Genomic DNA, 19,051 nt, shown 5'->3' with positions numbered 1-19,051 from the left:
GTCCGGCCCCGCGACCGGCGGCGCCCCGCCCGATGCGAGGCCCACGCTGCGCCTTTGCAAGGCGGGCGCGAAGGATTACGTGACGGTGACGCAACGCTCGGGGGTTCCATGTCCTTTTTCGGCAAGCTCAAGGACCGGCTGTTCAAGAGCTCCTCCCGGCTGGACGAGGGGCTGTCCGACATCGTGGGCGAAGGAACGCCCGCGCCCGCCGCCGACGCCGCGCCCGACCCCGCGCCAACCCTTGCGACCCCGGCGCCCGCCGCACCCGTTCCGCCCGCCGCGGCGCCCGTCCCCTCCGAGCCCGCCGGGGCCCGGCCCGGCTTCTTCGGCCGCCTGTTCGGCCGCGAGGAGGCCGATGTGCCGCGCCGCACCCTCGACGACGCCATGCTGGAGGAGATCGAGGACCTGCTGGTCGCCTCCGACATGGGCGTGGACACGGCGCTGCGGGTGACGGCGAACCTCGCCGAAGGACGGATGGGCCGGCGGCTGTCGGTGCCCGAGATCAAGGAGATCCTGGCCCAGGAGGTCGCGCGCATCATGGAGGGCGTGGCCCGGCCGATGCCGCTGTATCCCAAGACCCCGCAGGTGGTGCTGGTCGTGGGCGTGAACGGGTCCGGCAAGACCACGACCATCGGCAAGCTGGCGAGCCAGTTCCGCGCCGCCGGCAAGACGGTGGTGATCGCGGCGGGCGACACCTTCCGCGCGGCGGCGGTGGAGCAGCTCCAAGTCTGGGGCCGGCGCGCGGGCGTCCCGGTGCTGACGGCGGCGCAGGGGTCCGATCCGGCCTCGCTGGCCTTCGACGCCATGGAGCGGGCGGCGCGGGACGGGGCGGACCTCCTGCTGATCGATACGGCGGGGCGGCTCCAGAACCGGCAGGACCTGATGGAGGAGCTGGCCAAGATCGTCCGCGTGATCCGCAAGAAGGACCCCAGCGCGCCGCACAACACGCTCTTGGTGCTGGACGCCACCACGGGGCAGAACGCGCTGAGCCAGGTGGAGATCTTCCAGAAGATCGCCGACGTGACCGGGCTCGTGATGACCAAGCTCGACGGGACGGCCAAGGGCGGCGTGCTGGTCGCGCTCGCCGACAGGTTCGGCCTGCCGATCCACGCCATCGGCGTGGGCGAGCAGATCGACGACCTCGCCCCCTTCGACCCCGAGGAGTTCGCCCGCGCGCTGACCGGGGCCGACGCCTAGTCGTCGCGCTGCACGATCGACGCGAGCCCCATCATCACCAGGAGCACCACCGCCGTCGTCAGCGCGGCCAGCGGGATCTGGCCCGCGCCGCAGGCGAGCCCGATCGCCCCCGCGAGCCAGAGCGACGCGCCGGTCGTGACGTTCATCACCCGGCCGCCCGTGGTGATGACGATCCCCGCCACCAGGAAGGCCACGCCCGCCGTCACCGCCTCGATCAGGTGGATCGGGTCCACGCGCATCTGCCCGTCGGGGTGGCCGACGAAGTCCGAGGCCACGAGCTCGCGCCCCACAATCACGTAAAGGCAGGCGGCCAGCGACACGAGCATGTGGGTCCTGAGGCCGGCCGGCTTGCGCCGCCATTCCCGCTCGGCCCCGATCAGCCCGGCCAGGATCACGGCCGACACGATCCGCAGCAGGGCGACGGGGAAGGGCACCCCGCGGAACGTGTCGCGCAGTTCGTGGAGAATCAGTTCCGGCATCGTTACCCCTTGTTGTCCGATCGGGTGCTTGTGCGACCGCTCAAGGAACGGCAGAGTGCCCCGACCGTCAGATAAGGCGGCTGTCATAAAACTGTTCCAGAAGTGTCATGAGCCCCAGACCGGTCAATCCCATCGTCAAGCAGGTCCTGGAGCTGGGGCCGACCATCCTGTTCTTCCTTGTCTACTTCCGGATCAAGGACCGGAGCTACGAGATCGGCGGGACCGAATATTCGGGCTTCATCGTCGCGACCCTGGTGCTCGTGCCGCTGCTCCTGGCCGCGATGGGCGTGCTCTGGTGGATGACCGGCAAGCTGTCGCGCATGCAGGTCTTCACCGCCCTCATGGTCATCGTCTTCGGCGGGCTCACGGCGTGGTTCAACGACGAGAGCTTCTTCAAGATGAAGACGACGATCGTCTACGGCATCTTCGCGCTGCTGCTGGGCGGGGGCCTTCTTTGGGGCCGCAGCACGCTGGAATGGGTCATGGGCGAGCTTCTGCCGATGCGCCACGAGGGCTGGCTGATCCTGACCCGCCGCCTCGCGCTCATGTTCGCCGCCCTGGCCGTGGCCAACGAGATCGTCTGGCGGACCCAGAGCACGGAGCTTTGGGTCACGCTCGAGACCTTCGCCTTTCCGGCGGCGCTGGTGGTGTTCCTGTGGCTCCAGATCGTCGCGCTGGAACGCTACATGACCGACGACGCCGGCAAGACCGGCAAGACCTAGCGCCGTCCGAACAGGATCTCCTGCTCTTCCCTGGTCATGGGCGCGCTGGACCGCGCCTCGGCGGCGACGGCCATGCCGCGGACCACGGCCGGGCGGCTCGCGCAGTCCTCCAGCCAGCGGGCGAAGTGCGGCTTGTCGTCGAGCGTCTGCTCCTGCCTCTCCCAGCCGGCGGCCCAGGGGTAGATCGCCATGTCCGCGATGGTGAACTCGTCGGTGGCGGCAAAGCGGCGCTGGGCGAGTTGGCCATCGAGCACGCGGTAGAGCCGCCCGACCTCGTTGCGGTAGCGGTCCTGCGCGTAGGGCAGGACCTGCGGCGGCTCCATGGTCGGTGCGTAGCGCAGGAAGTGGTTGGCCTGTCCCGCCATGGGGCCCACGCCGCCCATCTGCCACATGAGCCATTGCTCCACGGCGACGCGCTCCCGTTCGGTCCGGCCGGCGAACATCCCGGTCTTGCGGGCGAGGTATTGCAGGATCGCGCCGGATTCGAAGATGGCGATGGGCTGGCCGTCCGGCCCCTCGGGGTCCTCGATGGCGGGCATGCGGTTGTTCGGGGCGATGGCCAGGAACTCGGGGCGGAACTGCTCGCCGGTGCCGATGTTCACGAGCCGGACCTCGTAGGGGAGGCCCATCTCCTCGAGCGCGATGGTGATCTTGTGGCCGTTGGGCGTGGGCCAGTAGTGCAGCACGATGGGCGCGGGCATCCGAGTCTCCCCTGGGTGGTCGGGTCCTCAGGATGGCGCGCCGTGCCGCAGGGGCAAGGGGTTGCCTTGGCGGCACGGCGGGGGTAAGCCGCCACGCGTGGCGATTTGGGCGACCCTGATTGCGGGCCACGTTAAACAATCCGCTAAAGTGGGGACTTCTCCCCCATTTGGGCCGAACAGGAATGGGGGATCCGCTCATGGACCAGTGGAAGAAACGCACCCGGGCGGTGCATTCCGGCACCCGCCGCAGCCAGTACAACGAGGTGAGCGAGGCGATCTTCCTCACCCAGGGCTTCGTCTACGACACCGCCGAGGACGCCGAGGCCCGCTTCATCCAGGCCGGCCCGGACGAGTTCATCTACGCCCGCTACGGCAACCCCACGACCTCCATGTTCGAGAGCCGCATGGCCGCGCTGGAAGGGGCGGAGGACGCCTTCGCCACCGCCTCGGGCATGGCGGCGGTTTCCGGGGCACTGACCTCGATGCTGCGGGCGGGCGACCACGTGGTGTCGTCGCGCGCGCTGTTCGGGTCCTGCCTTTACATCCTCGAGGAGGTGCTGAGCCGCTACGGCGTGGAGGTCACCTTCGTGGACGGCCTCGACCTCGACCAGTGGCGGGCGGCGGTGCGGCCGGGGACCAAGGCCGTGTTCTTCGAGACGGTGTCGAATCCGACGCTGGAGGTCATCGACGTCAAGGCCGTGGCCGAGATCGCGCACGCCGTGGGCGCCGTGGTCGTGGCCGACAACGTCTTCGCGACGCCGGTCTTTTCCCGCGCCATCGAGCTGGGGGCCGACGTCGTGGTCTATTCGACCACCAAGCACGTGGACGGGCAGGGGCGCGCGCTGGGCGGCATCGTGCTGGGCACCAAGCAGTACATCCGCAAGGTGCTGGAGCCCTACATGAAGCACACGGGCGGGGCGATGTCGCCTTTCACGTCCTGGATCATGCTCAAGGGCCTTGAGACGATGGACCTGCGCGTCCGGGCGCAGGCGGACACCGCGCTGGCTATGGCGCAGGCGCTGGAGGGGCATCCGGCGCTCACCCGCGTGATCTATCCGGGGCTGGAATCGCACCCGCAGCACGGCGTCGCCATGGCGCAGACCGGCTCGGGCGGGACGGTGCTGAGCTTCGACGTCGGCTCCCGCGAGGCGGCCTTTGCCTTCCTGAACGCGCTGGAGATCATCGTCATCTCCAACAACCTGGGCGACGCCAAGTCGATCGCGACGCACCCGGCCTCGACCACGCACCAGCGCTTGCCCACCGAGCAGAAGGCCGCTCTGGGGATCACGCCGGGCCTGATCCGGCTGTCCTGCGGGATCGAGGACACCGACGACCTGATCGCCGACGTGCTCGGGGCGCTGGAGGCGGCGCAAGCGTCGCGTTCCGCCCGCGACGCGGCCGAGTAAGTCAGCTAAACGTTGCGGCATTGTCACGCGGTTCCCATATACGGGGCCGCGTGACGCAGGGGGAACGCCGATGAACGTCCATTCGCTCGATCTGGATCGTGACCTGACCCGCGCCGAGGCCGCCGATGCCTTGGCCACCCTGCGCCGCTGGGCGGCCCATGCCACGCCGGAGGAGGTCGTCGACCTCGACCCCGCCGTGGCCCGCCTGCTGCCGGGGCGCGAGGTGTCGAACTATCCCGACCTCACCCGCGTCTACCCGGACGGCTTTGCGCCCGACGCGCTCTACCGCGCGACGATGCCCGACCTGCAGAACGGCCCGGAATCGCTGATCCGGGGCGCCAAGGCGCCGATCCAGCACGTCGGAATCTCGGGCTTCAAGCTGCCGATCCGCTTCCGCGTCCGTGACGGGGCGGACCTCCTGCTCGAAACCTCGGTCACCGGAACGGTGAGCCTGGACGGCGCCAAGAAGGGCATCAACATGTCCCGGCTGATGCGCAGCTTCTACCAGTACGCCGAGGAGACCTTCTCCTTCGACGTGATGGAGCGGGCGCTGGACAGCTACAAGGCCGACCTGGGATCGTGCGACGCGCGCATCCAGATGCGCTTCCGCTTTCCGCTCAAGGTGCCGTCGCTGCGGTCCGGCCTCTGGGGTTACCAGTATTACGACATCGCGCTGGAACTGGTGGACCAGGGCGGCGTGCGCAAGAAGATCTTCCACCTCGATTATGTGTACGCCTCCACGTGCCCCTGCTCGCTGGAGCTGAGCGAGCACGCCCGCCAGACGCGCGGGCAGCTGGCCGTGCCGCATGCGCAACGCTCGGTCGCGCGCCTGTCGGTCGAGGTGGTCCCCGGCCACCAGCGCCTGTGGTTCGAGGACCTGATCGAGATGGCCCGCCGCGCCGTGCCCACGGAAACGCAGGTCATGGTCAAGCGCGAGGACGAGCAGGCCTTTGCCGAGCTGAACGCCGCGCATCCGATCTTCGTGGAGGACGCCGCGCGGCTGTTCGCGGCCGAGTTCCTGCGCGATGAGCGCATCGGCGACTTCCGCGTGATCGCGAGCCATCAGGAAAGCCTGCACAGCCACGACGCCGTGAGCCTGCTGATCGAGGGCGAGACCTTCAAGGCCGAAAGCCTGGACCCGCGGCTCTTCGCGTCGCTGATCCACGCCGGCTGAACGTTTGGGCCCGACCCCCGGCGACGGGGGGTCAGGCCCGCCTCGTCACCAGCAGCTCACCAGGACGGCCAGCCCCGCGGCGTCGCGGGTCAGCTTTTCCGGGCCGGCGGGGGCGGCCGTCGTGGCCAGCGTCGGCGCGACCCCGGCCTGCGCCAGCGTGCTCTGGATCGCCTCGGCATCCAGGGCATAGCTCACGTTGTCGGGCAGGACCGGACCGGAGGTCGGCTGCGGCAGCAGCATCCCCACCACCGCGCCTTCGTCGGACAGCACGGGGCCGCCCGCGTCCCCGGCCTGCGTTGTGATGTCGAGCCGGCGCACCCAATCCTCGCCGTTCAGCCCGCGCACGTCGGCCAGCGTCCCGAAGGTCATCGCCGGGCGCGCCAGGGCACCGCCATAGGGATAGCCGGCGACCGCCACCTCGGACCCGATCCGGGGCGCCCCGCCGATGAAGGACGCGACGGCGCGGGGGGCCAGCTCGGCGGCCGGCTGGAGCACGGCGATGTTGAGGCTGCGGTCCGCATAGGCGACGCGGGCCTGCGTCGCTTCGTCGATCGTCACCTCGCGGCATTCGGCCACGGCATCGGCCGTGGTCACGACGGTGCCGCGCGCGTCCACGAAGAAGCCGGTCGCGGTGGCCTCGGGGCGGCGGACCTGGAGCCCGGACACGAGGTCCACGGCCTGATCCTCGCCCGGGGCGGCCGTCGCGGGGTCGAGGACGCCGGGCAGGCGCCGGAAGCTCGCCCGCATGGTCTCCACGAGCCGGGCGCGCCGATCCTCGTCGCCGGCGGGCCAGACCAGGGTGAAGCCCTTGATCTGCCCGTCAACCAGCCAGGCGTAGGTGGTCGAATGGATGCGCGAATCCTGCCCGTCGATGACGAAGGCCGTGTCCGTCCGCTGCCGCTCCCCCTGCTCGGGGACGATCTCGAGGGTTTGCATGATCTCGTAAAGCCCGGCGAGCCGTCCCTCGTCGCCGGGCTGGGAGATCAGGACGACCTGCGGCCCGCCCTCCTGCGCCGGGTCGAAGCGGGCGAAGGGCGGCTCGTAGGCGGGCGGCGACAGGAGCGCCATGGGCAGGGTGATCTGGATGCCCGTCCGGTCGTCGCGCACCTCCTCGAGGCCCATGCCGTCCAGGATGGCGTTGAACGCGCCCAGCAGCTCGGACCGCTGGCGGGCGGTCAGGACGCCGGTCGGCTCGTGGCCGTGCGTGCTCTGCCAGGTGGCCATGGCGGTGCGGGTGCCGCGCCCGAATGCGCCGTCGATGCCACCCTCGTAGACGCCCGCCCATTGCAGGGCGGCCTGGAGCTGCTGCTTCTCGCCCGGGCTCAGGGCGGCCTCGCTGGCCTGCGCCTCGGCCGGAGTCTCGTCGGGCAGGGTGGGATCGGCCTGCGGCGCGGCCGGCAGCGCCGGATCGACATTCGCGCTGGAGGCGGCGATCTCGTCGTCCTGCCCGACGCCCGCGGGCCAGAACTGCTGCTGGAACTGCGACCCGTCCGAGATCACGGAATCGGTGGGGATCACGCCCTCGGCGATCAGGTTCTCCTGCACGGCGGCGGCTTCCTCGGGCGAGTAGGGGCCGAGGGCCACGGCGTACCAGCCCGAGCCCAGGTAGTAGCCCGCCACGTCGTCGGGGATCTGCTCGGAGTAGCCCTCGGCCGAGAGCTGGGCGCGGCCGAGCGTGGGAAGGGTGTCCACCTGGATCCAGACCTGGCCGTCCTGCGCCGCGAGCGTTCCCGCCATGGCCGCCCAGAGCGCGGCTGCCGCCACCGTCCGTCTCAACATGCTTCGACTCCCGTCCTGATCGCCGCCGACATTTGCCCCGCCCGCACGGGGGCCGCAGCACAAAAACGCGTGTCCCGGGGCCGTGCGGCGGCGACCGTGGCCCCCTTGCCCCGCCGGGGGGCGGCGACTAGAGGAAAGGCGACTTGTCGCAGGGGTGTCCCATGGCCGAGCTTCCGCTTTCCTTCCAGGAGATCATCCTCCGCCTCCAGGCCTACTGGGGCGCCCGGGGCTGCGCGATCCTGCAACCCTACGACATGGAGGTGGGGGCGGGGACCTTCCACCCGGCGACCACGCTGCGGGCGCTGGGCTCGCGCCCTTGGGCCGCGGCCTATGTCCAGCCCTCGCGCCGCCCGACCGACGGGCGGTACGGCGAGAACCCGAACCGCCTCCAGCACTACTACCAGTATCAGGTCCTCATCAAACCGAGCCCGCCCAACCTGCAGGAGCTGTATCTGGGCTCGCTCGAAGCCATCGGCATCGATACGTCGCTCCATGACATCCGCTTCGTCGAGGACGACTGGGAGAGCCCCACGCTGGGCGCCTGGGGCCTGGGCTGGGAGGTCTGGTGCGACGGCATGGAGGTGTCGCAGTTCACCTACTTCCAGCAGGTCGGGGGTCACGACTGCCGCCCCGTGTCCGGGGAGCTGACCTACGGCCTCGAACGCCTCGCCATGTATGTGCTGGGCGTCGCGCATGTCATGGACATGCCGTTCAACGACCCGTCCTCGCCCATTCCGCTGACCTATGGCGACATCTTCCGGCAAACCGAGGAAGAGTATTCGCGCCACAACTTCGACGCGGCGGACACCGAACGCCTGTTCCGCCATTTCGAGGACGCGGAGAAGGAATGCCGGCGTCTGCTCGACAACGAGGACCTGGACCCCAGGACCGGCAAGCGCATCGTCATGGCGCACCCGGCCTATGACCAGTGCATCAAGGCCAGCCACCTCTTCAACCTGCTCGACGCGCGCGGCGTGATCTCGGTGACCGAACGGCAGGCCTATATCGGCCGGGTCCGGGCGCTGGCCAAGCTTTGCGCCGACGCCTTCGTGCGGACCGAGGCCGGGGGCCACACGGAAAGCGCGGCGGCGTGACCGGCCGCGTCCTCATCATCGCGCTGGCCATCACCGCCCTCGTGACCGGGGTGGCCATGTATTACCTGCAGGTCTACGCCTTCTATGACCAGCTGACGGCCGAGGAGGCGGGCCCCGTGCTCCTCGTGCCCCAAGGCTCCGACCAGGGCGAGCCCATCGCCGTGGCCGACCTGCGCGCCATCGACAGCGACTCCTCGCCCATCCGGTTCCGGTCCTGCTTCACCACGGCCGAGCCGCTGGACAGGCTGGCGCAGCGCTACACGCCCTACGACGATCCCAAGCCGCTGAACGCTCCCGGCTGGTTCGACTGCTTCGACGCGCCGGAGATCGGCGACGCGATCGAGGCCGGGCAGGCCCGCGCCTTCCTGTCGATCAAGGACCTGCGCTACGGCATCGACCGGATCGTGGCCATCCTGCCTGACGGCCGCGGCTTTGCCTGGAACCAGATCAACGCCTGCGGCGAGGTCGTCTTCAACGGCGAGCCTCCGCCCGATGGCTGCCCCCCTGTCCCCGAAAGAACCGAGTAGATGGCCGACCTCCTGATCGAGCTCCTGTCCGAGGAGATCCCCGCGCGGATGCAGCCCAAGGCCGCCGAGGACCTCCGCAAGCTGATGACCGACGGCCTTGTCGAGGCCGGGTTGACCTACGTCCACGCGATGGCCTTCGCGACGCCGCGCCGCCTGACGCTGGCCGTCGAGGGCCTGACCGAGGAAAGCCGCGCCGTCCGCGAGGAGCGCAAGGGGCCCCGCACCGACGCGCCCGAGGCGGCGATCCAGGGCTTTCTGCGTGCCACCGGCCTGACGCTGGACCGATTGGAGAAGCGGGCCGACAAGAAGGCCGAGGTCTACTTCGCGGTCCTCGAGAAGCCGGGCCGCGCCGCCGCCGCGATCGTGGCCGAGGTGCTGGAGCGGGTGATCCGCGACTTCCCCTGGCCCAAGTCGATGCGCTGGGGCTCGGGCTCGCTCCGCTGGGTGCGACCGCTCCAGGGCGTGCTCTGCCTCCTCGTGCGGGAGGATGGCGCCGAGGTCGTGCCCTTCGAGATCGACGGTCTCGTTGCCACCAACACCACGCGCGGCCATCGCTTCCATGCGCCACAGGGGGTCTCGGTCACCTCCTTCGAGGATTACGAGCAGAAGCTGACCCGCGCCCATGTCGTCCTGCGGAGCGACGAGCGGCGCGACCGCATCCGCCACGACGCCGCCACGCTGGCCTTCGCGCAAGGGTTGGAGATCGTCGAGGACGAGGGCCTGCTGACCGAGGTCGCGGGCCTTGTCGAATGGCCCGTGACCCTGATGGGCCGCATCGAGGAGCAGTTCCTGGGCCTGCCGCCCGAGGTGCTGCAGACTTCGATGAAGGAGCACCAGAAGTTCTTCTCGGTCCGCAACCCCGCAACGGGCCGGATCGAGGGCTTCGTGACGGTCGCCAATATCGAGACCGCCGACCACGGCGCGACGATCCTGGCCGGGAACGCCAAGGTGCTGCGCGCCCGCCTGTCCGATGCCCGCTTCTTCTGGGAGAACGACCTGCGGGTCGCCACCTCTGGCATGGAGGAATGGAAGGAGAGGCTGAAGTCCGTCACCTTCCATAACAAGCTGGGGAGCCAGTGGGAGCGGATCGAGCGCATCGCCGCGCTCGCCCGCGAGATCGCGCCCCATGTCGGCGCGGACCCGGACCTCGCCGCAGAGGCCGCGACGGTCGCCAAGCTCGACCTGCGGTCCTCCATGGTGGGCGAGTTCCCCGAGCTTCAGGGCCTCATGGGCCGCTACTATGCGGATGCGGCCGGGCTGCCCGCCGAGGTCGCCGCGGCCGCCGAGGAGCATTACTCGCCACTCGGCCCCAACGACGCCGTGCCGACCGCGCCGGTGTCAGTGGCCGTGGCGCTCGCGGACAAGATCGACACGCTGACCGGCTTCTGGGCGATCGATGAGAAGCCCACGGGGAGTAAGGACCCGTTTGCGCTGAGAAGGGCCGCGCTGGGGGTGATCCGCTTGCTCCTTGGCAACGGTCTGCGGCTGCGCCTCGAAGACGTGATCGAGGATGCCTATCACACTTATGCAGTTGAATGGGCCAAGAGCTATCGGCTCCGGCGGCACGCCCCAATGTTTGATGAACCGGGGCAGCCTGAGGTCGTGACCGACTTCTTCCGCGGCGACGCCGAGAAAGGCGACATCTTCCAAGGTGTCGAGTTCGTGGTCGACTGGCTGCGCAAGAACCTTTCGTTGCTCACGGATCCAGCGTCCATGGCCTCCCATGATCCAATTTATGGGGAGTTTGCTAGGACGGGCGACTTCACGGCGAGTGTCTTGGAATTCTTCCACGACCGCCTGAAGGTGCACCTCCGCGATCAGGGCATCCGGCATGACGTGATCGACGCCTGCCTCGCCATGCCGGGGAACGACGACCTCGTGCTGCTCGTGCGGCGGGCCGAGGCGCTGGCGGCGTTCCTCAAGACCGAGGACGGGGAGAACCTGCTTCAGGGCTTCAAGCGGGCGGCGAACCTGCTGGCGCAGGCCGAGGCCAAGGACGGCGTGGAATACTCCTTCGGCGCGGACCCGAAATGGTCCGAGTACGACGAGGAGCGGGCGCTCTTCGCCGCGCTCGACGCCGCCGAGGCGCGCATCCGGCCCGCCATGGCGGCCGAGGACTTCCAGGGGGCCATGTCGGCGCTCGCGGCCCTGCGCGCGCCCATCGACGCCTTCTTCACGGTCGCGCAGATCAACACCGACAACCAGGTCATCCGCCGCAACCGCCTCAACTTGCTGAGCCGCATCCGTCGGCTTTGCCTGGAGGTCGCGGACCTGACCCGCGTCGAAGGCTAGGCAGAACCCCAGGCCGTGCGGGATGTCCCCGCCCGGCCTGGGGCCTGTCGCGGGCAGGGTGCCGCATCGGCGGGAAAGTTCCCGGCGCCGGCCCGCAACGCCCGATGCCCTAACGGCGCCTTAATCATCCTGTGGGACAACGGCGTCATGTCCTATCCCCGCGATCTCCTGTCCGACTTGCTCGACCGATCTATCCAAAGGTCTGAGGGGCCGACCCTTTCCGAACCCGCCACCGCGCACTATGCTGCGATGGGAAAGGATGCCGCGGTGCAGCGCCACGTCACATTCCCACAGATCACCCTTGTCACTCCCGACGCCCCGATGTCGGCCGAGGTGTATGGCGGGCGGGCGAAATGCCTCCAGCGGCTGATCCGCCTGGACATGCCCGTGCCGCTGACCGTGGCCCTGTCCTTTGACGCCGTTCGGGAGATCGCCAAGGGCCGGATGCCGGACATCGCGTCGATCATGGCGCCCTTCGGCTTTGCGCCGCTGCTGTCCGTCCGGCCGTCGTCGCTGGACCCCGACTGGGGCGGGCCGGGGGCGATCCTGAACATCGGCATGACCCACGAACGCCACGAGGCGCTGATGCTCACCGCGGGGGAGCGGGCGGCGACCTCGCTCTACATGCGGTTCATCCAGTGCTATGCCGTCCATGTGGCGCGCCTCGACCCCGAGCCCTTCGACCTCCCCGCCGAGCCGACCGCCGAGGCGCTGCGCGCCATGCTCGTCGCCTATGAGGCCGAGACGGACGAGCCCTTCCCGCAGGATCCGGCCACGCAGCTGGCCGAGGTGCTGCGCTCGATGGCGCGGGCCTGGGACGGGACGACGGCGCGGCTTCTCCGCCAGGCCAAGGGCGCGCCCGCCGACGCCGGGCTGGGGCTGGTGGTGCAGGCCATGGCGCTGGGCGTCGGCCGCGGCGAAAGCGGGTCCGGCGTGATCCAGTTCGTCGATGGCGAAACGGGGGAGCCCCGCGTCAGCGGCCGCTACCTGGGCCAGAGCCAGGGACGCGAGGCGCTGCGGGACAAGCGGGCCGCCGTGCCCCTCACCCGGACGGAGGGGATCCCCTCGCTTGAGGATCTGGCGCCCTTTGCCCTGCGCGAGCTGCTGGCCCACGGCGCCAAGGGCCGCGAGCGGCTGCGCGAGGAGATGCAGATCGAGTTCACGCTCGAGAACGGGCGGCTCTGCATCCTGGACGCGGTCCGCGTGCCCCGTTCGGCCCGGGCGGCCGTGCGCATCGCGGTGGCGCTGGCGCAGGACGGCGTGATCCCGCGCGAGGAGGCGATCCTGCGGGTGGACCCGGGCGCGCTGTCCACGCTCCTGCACCGCCAGATCGACCCCGAGGCGTCGCGCGACCGGATCGTGGTCGGCATCGCCGCCAGCCCCGGCGCGGCGAGCGGGCGCATCGTCCTGACCGCCGCCGACGCGCAGGCCAGCGCCGCGCGGGGGGAGCCCTGCATCCTTGTGCGCCGCGAGACCACGCCCGAGGACATCCGCGGGATGCACGCCGCGGTCGCCGTGCTGACGGTCCGTGGCGGGATCACGAGCCATGCGGCGGTCATTGGGCGCGGCCTGGGGCTGCCCTGCGTGGTGGGCGCCTCAGAGCTGGAGATCGACCGCCGCCGCCGGATCGTGATCGCGCCCGGCGGCCGCATCCTGGCCGAGGGCGACCTCATCACGGTGGATGGCACCACCGGAGACATCCTCCTGGGCCAGCCGCCGATGATCGAGGCCGCCCTTGACGGCTCGTTCCGCACGCTTCTCGACTGGGCGGACGAGTTCCGGGACGTGGGCGTGCGCGCCAACGCCGACACGCCGCAGGACGCCGGCATCGCCCGGGGCTTTGCCGCCGAGGGCATCGGCCTTTGCCGCACCGAGCACATGTTCTTCGAGGGCGAGCGCATCGGCATGATGCGCGAGATGATCTTCGCCGAAGGCGCCCCGGCGCGGCGCGCCGTGCTGGAGCGGCTGCTGCCCATGCAGCGGGCGGACTTTGCCGCCCTGTTCCGGATCATGGCCGGCAAGCCGGTCTGCATCCGCCTGTTCGACCCCCCGCTCCATGAGTTCCTGCCGTCGGACCGCCAGTCGCTCCGCGACCTGGCCGAGGGGATGTCGCGGGCGCTGTCGGACGTCGAGGCGCGGGTCGAGGCCCTGCGGGAATACAATCCGATGCTGGGCCTGCGCGGGGTCCGCCTGGGCATCACCGTGCCCGAGATCTACGAGATGCAGGCCCGCGCGATCTTTGAAGCCGCCGTGGAGGCTGGCCGCGACGGCGACCCCGTGGTGCCGGAGGTGATGATCCCCCTGGTGTCGGCCCGGCGCGAGGTCGAGCTGGTCAAGGCGCGCGTGGATGCCGTGGCCTCGGCCGTCCGCGCCGAGACCGGGGCCGACTTCGCCTATCGCCTGGGCGTCATGGTCGAGACTCCCCGTGCCGCGCTGCGCGCCGCCGAGATCGCGCAGCATGCCTCGTTCCTGTCCTTCGGGACGAACGACCTCACGCAGATGACCTATGGCCTGTCGCGCGACGACGCCGGACGGTTCCTCGGGACCTATGTGGAGCAGCACGTCTTCGAGGAGGACCCGTTCCACACCCTCGATCTCGATGGCGTGGGGGAATTGCTGAGCATGGGGGCGGAACGCGGACGCCGAGGTCGGCCGGACATCATGCTTTCGATCTGTGGGGAACATGCCGGGACTCGCCGCGCCATCGAGTTCTGCCGCCGCGAAGGGTTCGATTACGTCTCCTGTTCGCCCTACCGGGTGCCGGCTGCGCGGCTTTCCGCCGCTCAGGTTGCCTTGGAGAACCATTCGCTTTCAGGGGATTGACAGGCGGATTTCCCGTATCGGCCGAGGATCGGCGGATATGCTCCTGCGCGCTCGGCGCGGCGCCGCCGTACCTACTGTGGCTGCGTAGACACATAGGTAAGTAATTCGTAGTCCCTTGGTGACGGCGGGAAGCGCCCGCTTGGAACGATGGGACAGTGCTATGATGGTTTCGCTCGGGCGCGCGGTCTGGCGCGCTTTGGTCGTGGCCTCGGGCCTGACGCTGGTCTTGGCCGGTATGTGCCTTGCGGCCGGGGCGGATCTCGACGGACGCCTCGGCTCCCTCCTGGGAGCGCAGCGGGAGGGGGCGCAGGTCACGCCGGCGGCGCAGGGCGGCCCCTTTCCCGCGCCCGAGGGCCGGGGGGTCGCCATCAGCGAGGTCACCGACCTGTCCGGCCTCGAGGAGCTCATCGAAGACGCCGCGCCCGAGGGGGATGAGCAGTGGCGCTGCCTGTCCGAGGCCATCTACCATGAGGCGCGGGGCGAAGCTCTCGAGGGGCAGATCGCCGTCGCCGAGGTCGTGCTGAACCGCCGGGACAGCGGCCGTTACCCGTCCACCGTCTGTGGCGTGGTCGAGCAGGGGGCCGGACAGCGGAACGCCTGCCAGTTCAGCTACTACTGCGACGGCCGGTCGGACACCGTCGCCGACAAGGTCGCCTGGGCCGAGGTAGGCCGGGTCGCCCGCGTCATGCTGGACGGCGCGCCGCGCCTGCTGACGGACGGAGCCATGTTCTATCACAACAAGGCCGTCTCGCCCTACTGGGCCCAGGATTTCACCCGGACAGCCCAGATCGGCACGCATCTGTTCTACCGCGAGGATGCGCCGATCCGCCTGGCCTCCAGCGCGTCCGACTGAGGCCCGCTTGCCGGGATCGCCGAGCCGCTGTAGCAGACGGCTCGATCAGGGATCCTGGGCATGCCGCACGACGAAACCCGACACGCCTTCGAGCACCCGCTCGCGCGGTCCGAAGCCACCGCCGCCGCGCCGCGCGACCGCATCTCCCTGCGCGACCATGTCGTGGAAGTGGAGATCGGCGCCTTCCAGCTCGAACGCGGGGTGCGCCAACGGCTGCGCTTCGACATCGTCGTGGAGGTCCGGCCCCTGGGCGACGTGGGCGACGATGTCGACCGGATCCTGTCCTATGACAAGCTGGCCGAGGCCGTGGCCGCCGAGCTTGCGCAGGAGCGTCTGAACCTTCTGGAGACCTTGGCCGAACGGGTGGCCGCGCGCATCCTGCGCGAGCCTCAGGCCGAGCGGGTCTTCGTCCGGGTCCAGAAGCTCGACCGCGGCCCGGGGGATCTGGGCGTGGAGATCGTGCGCAGCCGCAGCGAGGGCGGCGAGGCAGTCGTCCCGGATGCGCCACGCCCCCGGATCGTCCTTCTTGGGGCAGCCGAGGCTACGGCCCCCGCGCTGGCGCGCCTTCTGGACGAGCTGCACGAGGAGGCCATCCCCCTGGTCCTTTGCGTGGGCCGGCCGGCGACGGCCCCGGTCGTCGCCGAATCCGAGGCCGCGCAGCGCCACATCGATCTGCTGGCCTTCGACCAGAATGCCTGGGCGGTGGCGTCGCGGGACCCCCGGCTCCTTGTGGTCGGCACCCGGACCGAGCTCGACTGGGCGATGCGCCAGGCGCGGGCCTGCGTCTGGGCGCCCTCCAAGGTCGTCTTGGACGCGGTGGACGGCCCGGCGCAGAGCGACGGCCCGCATCTCGCGGCCTGGCTCGCGGGGGTGCTGGAGGCCAGGGAACTGCGGCTGATCGGGGTCGAGGCGTCGGACGGGCTGGTCGTGCCGGTGCCGGTCAGGCAGGACCCTTGGGAGGCCCCCAAGTGAGCGTCTACTGGCGGCCGATTCCGATGACCGATCCGGCCCGTCCGCCGGGCGCCCTGACGCTGGCCGGAGGATGGTGCTGGTTCGACCGGATCGAGCGGCTATCCCGCACCGAGCCGCCCCAAGTCGTCCCGATTGATGCGGCGCCGCCCGAGGTGCTGGAGCGGCTGACCGCCCCGCGCGGGCGCCTGGCGCGCCTGTCCTTCGAGGCGCCGCGCCTCATGGGCATCCTGAACCTCACGCCGGACAGCTTCTCGGACGGTGGCCGCTTCGACGCGCCCGACGCCGCCCTGGCGCAGGCGCAGGCCATGGCGGCGCAGGGGGCCGACATGCTCGACCTTGGCGGGGAGAGCACGCGGCCCGGCGCGGTGCTCGTCCCCGAGCCCGAGGAGATCGCGCGCGTCGTTCCCGTGCTGTCGCGGATCCGCGCCGAAAGCGGGATCCCCCTGTCCGTCGACACCCGGAAGGCTGCGGTGGCCGAGGCGGCCCTGTCCGCCGGGGCGGATCTGGTCAACGACGTCTCGGCCCTGAGCTTCGATCCACGAATGGGCGAAGTGGCCGCGCGGGCGGGGGGGCTTTGCCTCATGCACGCGCAGGGCACGCCCGAGACGATGCAGGCGAATCCGCGCTACGAGGACGTGGTCCTCGATGTCTATGACGCGCTCGAGGAGCGGATCGCCCTGGCCGAGGCCCGCGGGGTGCCCCGGAGCCGCATTCTGGTCGATCCGGGGATCGGCTTCGGCAAGACAGTGCAACATAACGTGAGTCTGCTCCAGCGTGTGTCGCTTTATCATGGCCTGGGCTGCGCCATGCTGGTCGGCGTCTCGCGCAAGGGGTTCATCGGGACCCTGGGCGGCGCGGCGCGGGCGCAGGATCGGATGCCCGGTTCGGTGTCGGTGGCGCTCCATGCCGTCCGGCAGGGCGCGCAGATGGTGCGGGTGCACGACGTGGGTGAAACAAGACAGGCCTTGAGCCTGCAGCAAGCAGTAGGCGGGACAGCATGACGAGGAAACTTTTCGGGACGGACGGCGTGCGCGGCACGGCCAATGCCTGGCCCATGACGGCCGAGTTGGCTCTGCGCCTGGGCGCGGCCGCCGGGCGCTACTTCCGGAACGACGGGTCGAACGGCCATCGCGTGGTGATCGGCAAGGACACCCGCCTGTCGGGCTACATGTTCGAGAATGCGCTGACCGCGGGCCTGACCTCCACCGGCATGAACGTGCTGCTGCTGGGACCGGTGCCGACGCCGGCCGTGGGCCTGCTGACCACCTCGATGCGCGCCGATGTGGGGATCATGATCTCCGCCTCGCACAACCCGCACCAAGACAACGGCATCAAGTTCTTCGGCCCCGACGGCTTCAAGCTGTCCGACGAGGCCGAGGCCGAGATCGAGGCGCTGGTCGAGGCGGGCGTGGAGCCCACCGGCGCCAACAACATCGGCCGCGCCAAGCGGATCGACGATGGCCGCTTCCGCTACATGGAGCGGCTCAAGAGCACCTTCCCGCATGGGCGGCGGCTCGATGGGCTCAAGGTCGTGATCGATTGCGCGAACGGGGCCGCCTACAAGGTTGCGCCCGAAGTGCTCTGGGAACTGGGCGCGACGGTCGTCCCGGTCGGGACCACGCCCAACGGGTACAACATCAACGACGGCTGCGGGTCGACCTCGCCGCGCGCGGCGGCCGAGATGGTCGTGACCCATGGCGCCGACCTGGGCATCTGCCTGGATGGCGACGCCGACCGGGTGATCCTGATCGACGAGAACGGGCAGATCGCCGACGGGGACCAGCTCATGGCGCTCATGGCCGCGCGCTGGGCCGAGCAGGGGCGCCTGCGCAACGGCACGCTCGTCGCGACCGTGATGTCGAACCTGGGGCTGGAGCGGTTCCTGGACGGGCGCGGCCTGCGGCTGGAGCGGACCGCCGTGGGCGACCGCTACGTGGTCGAGGCCATGCGCCAGGGCGACTGGAACTTGGGGGGCGAACAGTCGGGCCACATCGTCATGACCGATTACGCCACCACCGGGGACGGTCTGCTGGCGGCGCTGCAGGTGCTGGCCGCCATGATCGAAACCGGAGAGCCGGCGTCGCGCCTCCTCCAGCAGTTCGACACCGTGCCGCAGCTTCTCCGCAATGTCCGCTACGCGGCGGGCCAGCAGCCGCTGTCCTCCCCCGCGGTGCAGGCGGTGATCGAGGGCGCCAAGGCCCGGCTCGATGGACGCGGTCGCCTTCTGATCCGCAAGTCGGGGACCGAGCCGCTGATCCGCGTCATGGCCGAATGCGAGGATGAGGCCATGCTCGCCGAGGTCGTGGGCGAGATCGTCCTGGCCGTGGAGCACGCGGCCATGGCCCACGCCGCCGAATAGGCCGGTTCGGGTCGTGCGACGGGCCGTCCTCAGGCGGCCTCATAGACGAAGACCCGCGCCAGCACATGCGGCTCCCTGACGGTGAAAGCGCGGACGGGCTCGCTCCGTTCGCGCAACCGCCAGCGTCCCTGCGCCTCCAGCGCGTCCTGGCGCTCGCGGAAGCCCTGCGTCCGGTGGATGTCGTCGCGGACGCTGAACACCAGCACCCCGCCCGGCCGGGTCACGCGCAGCAGCTCGTCGAGGCTCGAGGCGGGGGCGTGGCCGGCGGTGAACACGCCGCTCGAGATGACGGCGGCAAAGCCGGCGTCCGGCAGGTCGAGCGGCTCGCCCAGCGTCATCTGCCGGAGGACCGCATAGACGCCGCGCCCGGCGGCGCGCGCCAGCATCGGCTCGGACAGGTCGATGCCGGTGATCCCGTCGTAACCCAGCGCCCGGAGATCGTCGCCCACGAGGCCGGTGCCGCACCCGGCATCGAGGATCGGGCGGGCCTCGGCGGGCAGATGCCGCGCGAGGAAGGCGGCGCAAAGATGAGGCAGGCGATAGCCCGAGGCGGCGGTCTCGGCGTCGTAGCGTTCGGCCCAGTCGGCGTAGCCCGCCGCAAGCTCGCCCACGGTCCGGGCCGCGTAGACGGCCGCCATGGCAGCGCTTTCGGTGTCGCTCATGGGGGGCTCCC

Annotated in this window: 16 protein-coding genes and 1 riboswitch; of the genes, 12 read left to right on the top strand and 4 right to left on the bottom strand. The window is 70.4% G+C overall.

Features of this window, described 5'->3' with window-relative positions; translation table 11 throughout:
- Window positions 1-108: 108 nt before the first annotated feature.
- Window positions 109-1,197, top strand: coding sequence for a signal recognition particle-docking protein FtsY (gene ftsY / locus J3P31_RS03255; protein ID WP_210526974.1), 1,089 nt, complete (start codon window positions 109-111; stop codon window positions 1,195-1,197).
- On the opposite strand, the gene J3P31_RS03250 is transcribed toward ftsY, so the two are convergent.
- Entirely contained in the window at window positions 1,194-1,676 is a 483-nt protein-coding gene (locus J3P31_RS03250) for an MgtC/SapB family protein (protein ID WP_210526973.1), read from the bottom strand. The genes ftsY and J3P31_RS03250 overlap by 4 nt on opposite strands.
- A gap of 107 nt (window positions 1,677-1,783) precedes the next feature.
- On the opposite strand from J3P31_RS03250, the gene J3P31_RS03245 reads away from it, so the two are divergent.
- Window positions 1,784-2,398 (top strand): inner membrane-spanning protein YciB, encoded by a 615-nt coding sequence (locus tag J3P31_RS03245; protein ID WP_210526972.1) that lies wholly within the window; start codon window positions 1,784-1,786, stop codon window positions 2,396-2,398.
- Here the strand turns inward: J3P31_RS03245 and J3P31_RS03240 are convergent.
- Window positions 2,395-3,099, bottom strand: coding sequence for a glutathione S-transferase N-terminal domain-containing protein (locus tag J3P31_RS03240; protein WP_210526971.1), 705 nt, complete (start codon window positions 3,097-3,099; stop codon window positions 2,395-2,397). The genes J3P31_RS03245 and J3P31_RS03240 overlap by 4 nt on opposite strands.
- Window positions 3,100-3,186: 87 nt before the next feature.
- Window positions 3,187-3,263: riboswitch (SAM riboswitch) on the top strand.
- Window positions 3,264-3,296: 33 nt separating this feature from the next.
- Between J3P31_RS03240 and metZ the strand changes: the two genes are divergently transcribed.
- Together metZ and folE2 are read left to right on the top strand one after the other, a co-directional pair.
- Window positions 3,297-4,505 (top strand): O-succinylhomoserine sulfhydrylase, encoded by a 1,209-nt coding sequence (gene metZ, locus J3P31_RS03235; RefSeq protein WP_246849251.1) that lies wholly within the window; start codon window positions 3,297-3,299, stop codon window positions 4,503-4,505.
- Window positions 4,506-4,575: 70 nt separating this feature from the next.
- On the top strand, window positions 4,576-5,679 hold the full coding sequence (gene folE2, locus J3P31_RS03230; RefSeq protein ID WP_210526969.1) for a GTP cyclohydrolase FolE2: 1,104 nt from the start codon (window positions 4,576-4,578) through the stop codon (window positions 5,677-5,679).
- Window positions 5,680-5,724: 45 nt separating this feature from the next.
- Here folE2 and J3P31_RS03225 read toward each other — a convergent pair whose 3' ends face one another.
- Window positions 5,725-7,458 carry a serine protease gene (locus J3P31_RS03225; protein WP_246849250.1) on the bottom strand — a complete coding sequence of 578 codons (1,734 nt, stop codon included), beginning with the start codon at window positions 7,456-7,458 and terminating at the stop codon, window positions 5,725-5,727.
- 161 nt (window positions 7,459-7,619) lie between these two features.
- Here J3P31_RS03225 and J3P31_RS03220 point away from each other — a divergent pair, with 161 nt between their 5' ends.
- From J3P31_RS03220 to glmM, 8 genes are all read left to right on the top strand, one after another.
- Entirely contained in the window at window positions 7,620-8,552 is a 933-nt protein-coding gene (locus J3P31_RS03220; RefSeq protein ID WP_210526968.1) for a glycine--tRNA ligase subunit alpha, read from the top strand.
- Window positions 8,549-9,079 carry a DUF6446 family protein gene (locus tag J3P31_RS03215; RefSeq protein WP_210526967.1) on the top strand — a complete coding sequence of 177 codons (531 nt, stop codon included), beginning with the start codon at window positions 8,549-8,551 and terminating at the stop codon, window positions 9,077-9,079. Before J3P31_RS03220 ends, J3P31_RS03215 begins: the two co-directional genes overlap by 4 nt.
- Window positions 9,080-11,371, top strand: a complete 2,292-nt coding sequence (gene glyS / locus J3P31_RS03210; RefSeq protein ID WP_210526966.1) for a glycine--tRNA ligase subunit beta — start codon at window positions 9,080-9,082, stop codon at window positions 11,369-11,371. It begins immediately after the preceding gene.
- 267 nt (window positions 11,372-11,638) lie between these two features.
- Window positions 11,639-14,194: a putative PEP-binding protein gene (locus J3P31_RS03205; protein WP_438270265.1), complete on the top strand. Its 2,556-nt coding sequence runs from the start codon at window positions 11,639-11,641 to the stop codon at window positions 14,192-14,194.
- Window positions 14,195-14,354: 160 nt separating this feature from the next.
- Complete coding sequence (locus J3P31_RS03200) at window positions 14,355-15,047, top strand: cell wall hydrolase (protein WP_210526965.1); 693 nt, start codon at window positions 14,355-14,357, stop codon at window positions 15,045-15,047.
- Between the two features lie 60 nt (window positions 15,048-15,107).
- A complete protein-coding gene (locus J3P31_RS03195) occupies window positions 15,108-16,019 on the top strand; it encodes a dihydroneopterin aldolase (protein ID WP_210526964.1) in 912 nt (303 codons plus the stop codon).
- A gap of 23 nt (window positions 16,020-16,042) precedes the next feature.
- On the top strand, window positions 16,043-17,020 hold the full coding sequence (gene folP / locus J3P31_RS03190) for a dihydropteroate synthase (protein WP_210527258.1): 978 nt from the start codon (window positions 16,043-16,045) through the stop codon (window positions 17,018-17,020).
- Entirely contained in the window at window positions 17,017-18,378 is a 1,362-nt protein-coding gene (gene glmM, locus J3P31_RS03185) for a phosphoglucosamine mutase (protein WP_210526963.1), read from the top strand. The genes folP and glmM overlap by 4 nt, the downstream gene beginning before the upstream one ends.
- A gap of 29 nt (window positions 18,379-18,407) precedes the next feature.
- Here the strand turns inward: glmM and J3P31_RS03180 are convergent, their stop codons facing one another.
- Window positions 18,408-19,040 (bottom strand): class I SAM-dependent DNA methyltransferase, encoded by a 633-nt coding sequence (locus tag J3P31_RS03180; RefSeq protein ID WP_210526962.1) that lies wholly within the window; start codon window positions 19,038-19,040, stop codon window positions 18,408-18,410.
- Window positions 19,041-19,051 lie beyond the last annotated feature (11 nt).

It is taken from the genome of Rubellimicrobium arenae (genome assembly GCF_017916275.1).
Lineage (GTDB): Bacteria > Pseudomonadota > Alphaproteobacteria > Rhodobacterales > Rhodobacteraceae > Rubellimicrobium > Rubellimicrobium arenae.
The sequence above is the reverse complement of the archived record's forward strand: the minus strand, read 5'-3'. Positions and strand labels throughout refer to the sequence as shown.

Bases quoted from the DNA above. Each gene is read 5' to 3' on its own strand.
- ftsY (WP_210526974.1), top strand. From the start codon at position 109: ATGTCCTTTTTCGGCAAGCTCAAGGACCGGCTGTTCAAGAGCTCCTCC.
- J3P31_RS03250 (WP_210526973.1), bottom strand. From the start codon at position 1,676: ATGCCGGAACTGATTCTCCACGAACTGCGCGACACGTTCCGCGGGGTG.
- J3P31_RS03245 (WP_210526972.1), top strand. From the start codon at position 1,784: ATGAGCCCCAGACCGGTCAATCCCATCGTCAAGCAGGTCCTGGAGCTG.
- J3P31_RS03240 (WP_210526971.1), bottom strand. From the start codon at position 3,099: ATGCCCGCGCCCATCGTGCTGCACTACTGGCCCACGCCCAACGGCCAC.
- metZ (WP_246849251.1), top strand. From the start codon at position 3,297: ATGGACCAGTGGAAGAAACGCACCCGGGCGGTGCATTCCGGCACCCGC.
- folE2 (WP_210526969.1), top strand. From the start codon at position 4,576: ATGAACGTCCATTCGCTCGATCTGGATCGTGACCTGACCCGCGCCGAG.
- J3P31_RS03225 (WP_246849250.1), bottom strand. From the start codon at position 7,458: ATGTTGAGACGGACGGTGGCGGCAGCCGCGCTCTGGGCGGCCATGGCG.
- J3P31_RS03220 (WP_210526968.1), top strand. From the start codon at position 7,620: ATGGCCGAGCTTCCGCTTTCCTTCCAGGAGATCATCCTCCGCCTCCAG.
- glyS (WP_210526966.1), top strand. From the start codon at position 9,080: ATGGCCGACCTCCTGATCGAGCTCCTGTCCGAGGAGATCCCCGCGCGG.
- J3P31_RS03200 (WP_210526965.1), top strand. From the start codon at position 14,355: ATGATGGTTTCGCTCGGGCGCGCGGTCTGGCGCGCTTTGGTCGTGGCC.
- J3P31_RS03195 (WP_210526964.1), top strand. From the start codon at position 15,108: ATGCCGCACGACGAAACCCGACACGCCTTCGAGCACCCGCTCGCGCGG.
- folP (WP_210527258.1), top strand. From the start codon at position 16,043: ATGACCGATCCGGCCCGTCCGCCGGGCGCCCTGACGCTGGCCGGAGGA.
- glmM (WP_210526963.1), top strand. From the start codon at position 17,017: ATGACGAGGAAACTTTTCGGGACGGACGGCGTGCGCGGCACGGCCAAT.
- J3P31_RS03180 (WP_210526962.1), bottom strand. From the start codon at position 19,040: ATGAGCGACACCGAAAGCGCTGCCATGGCGGCCGTCTACGCGGCCCGG.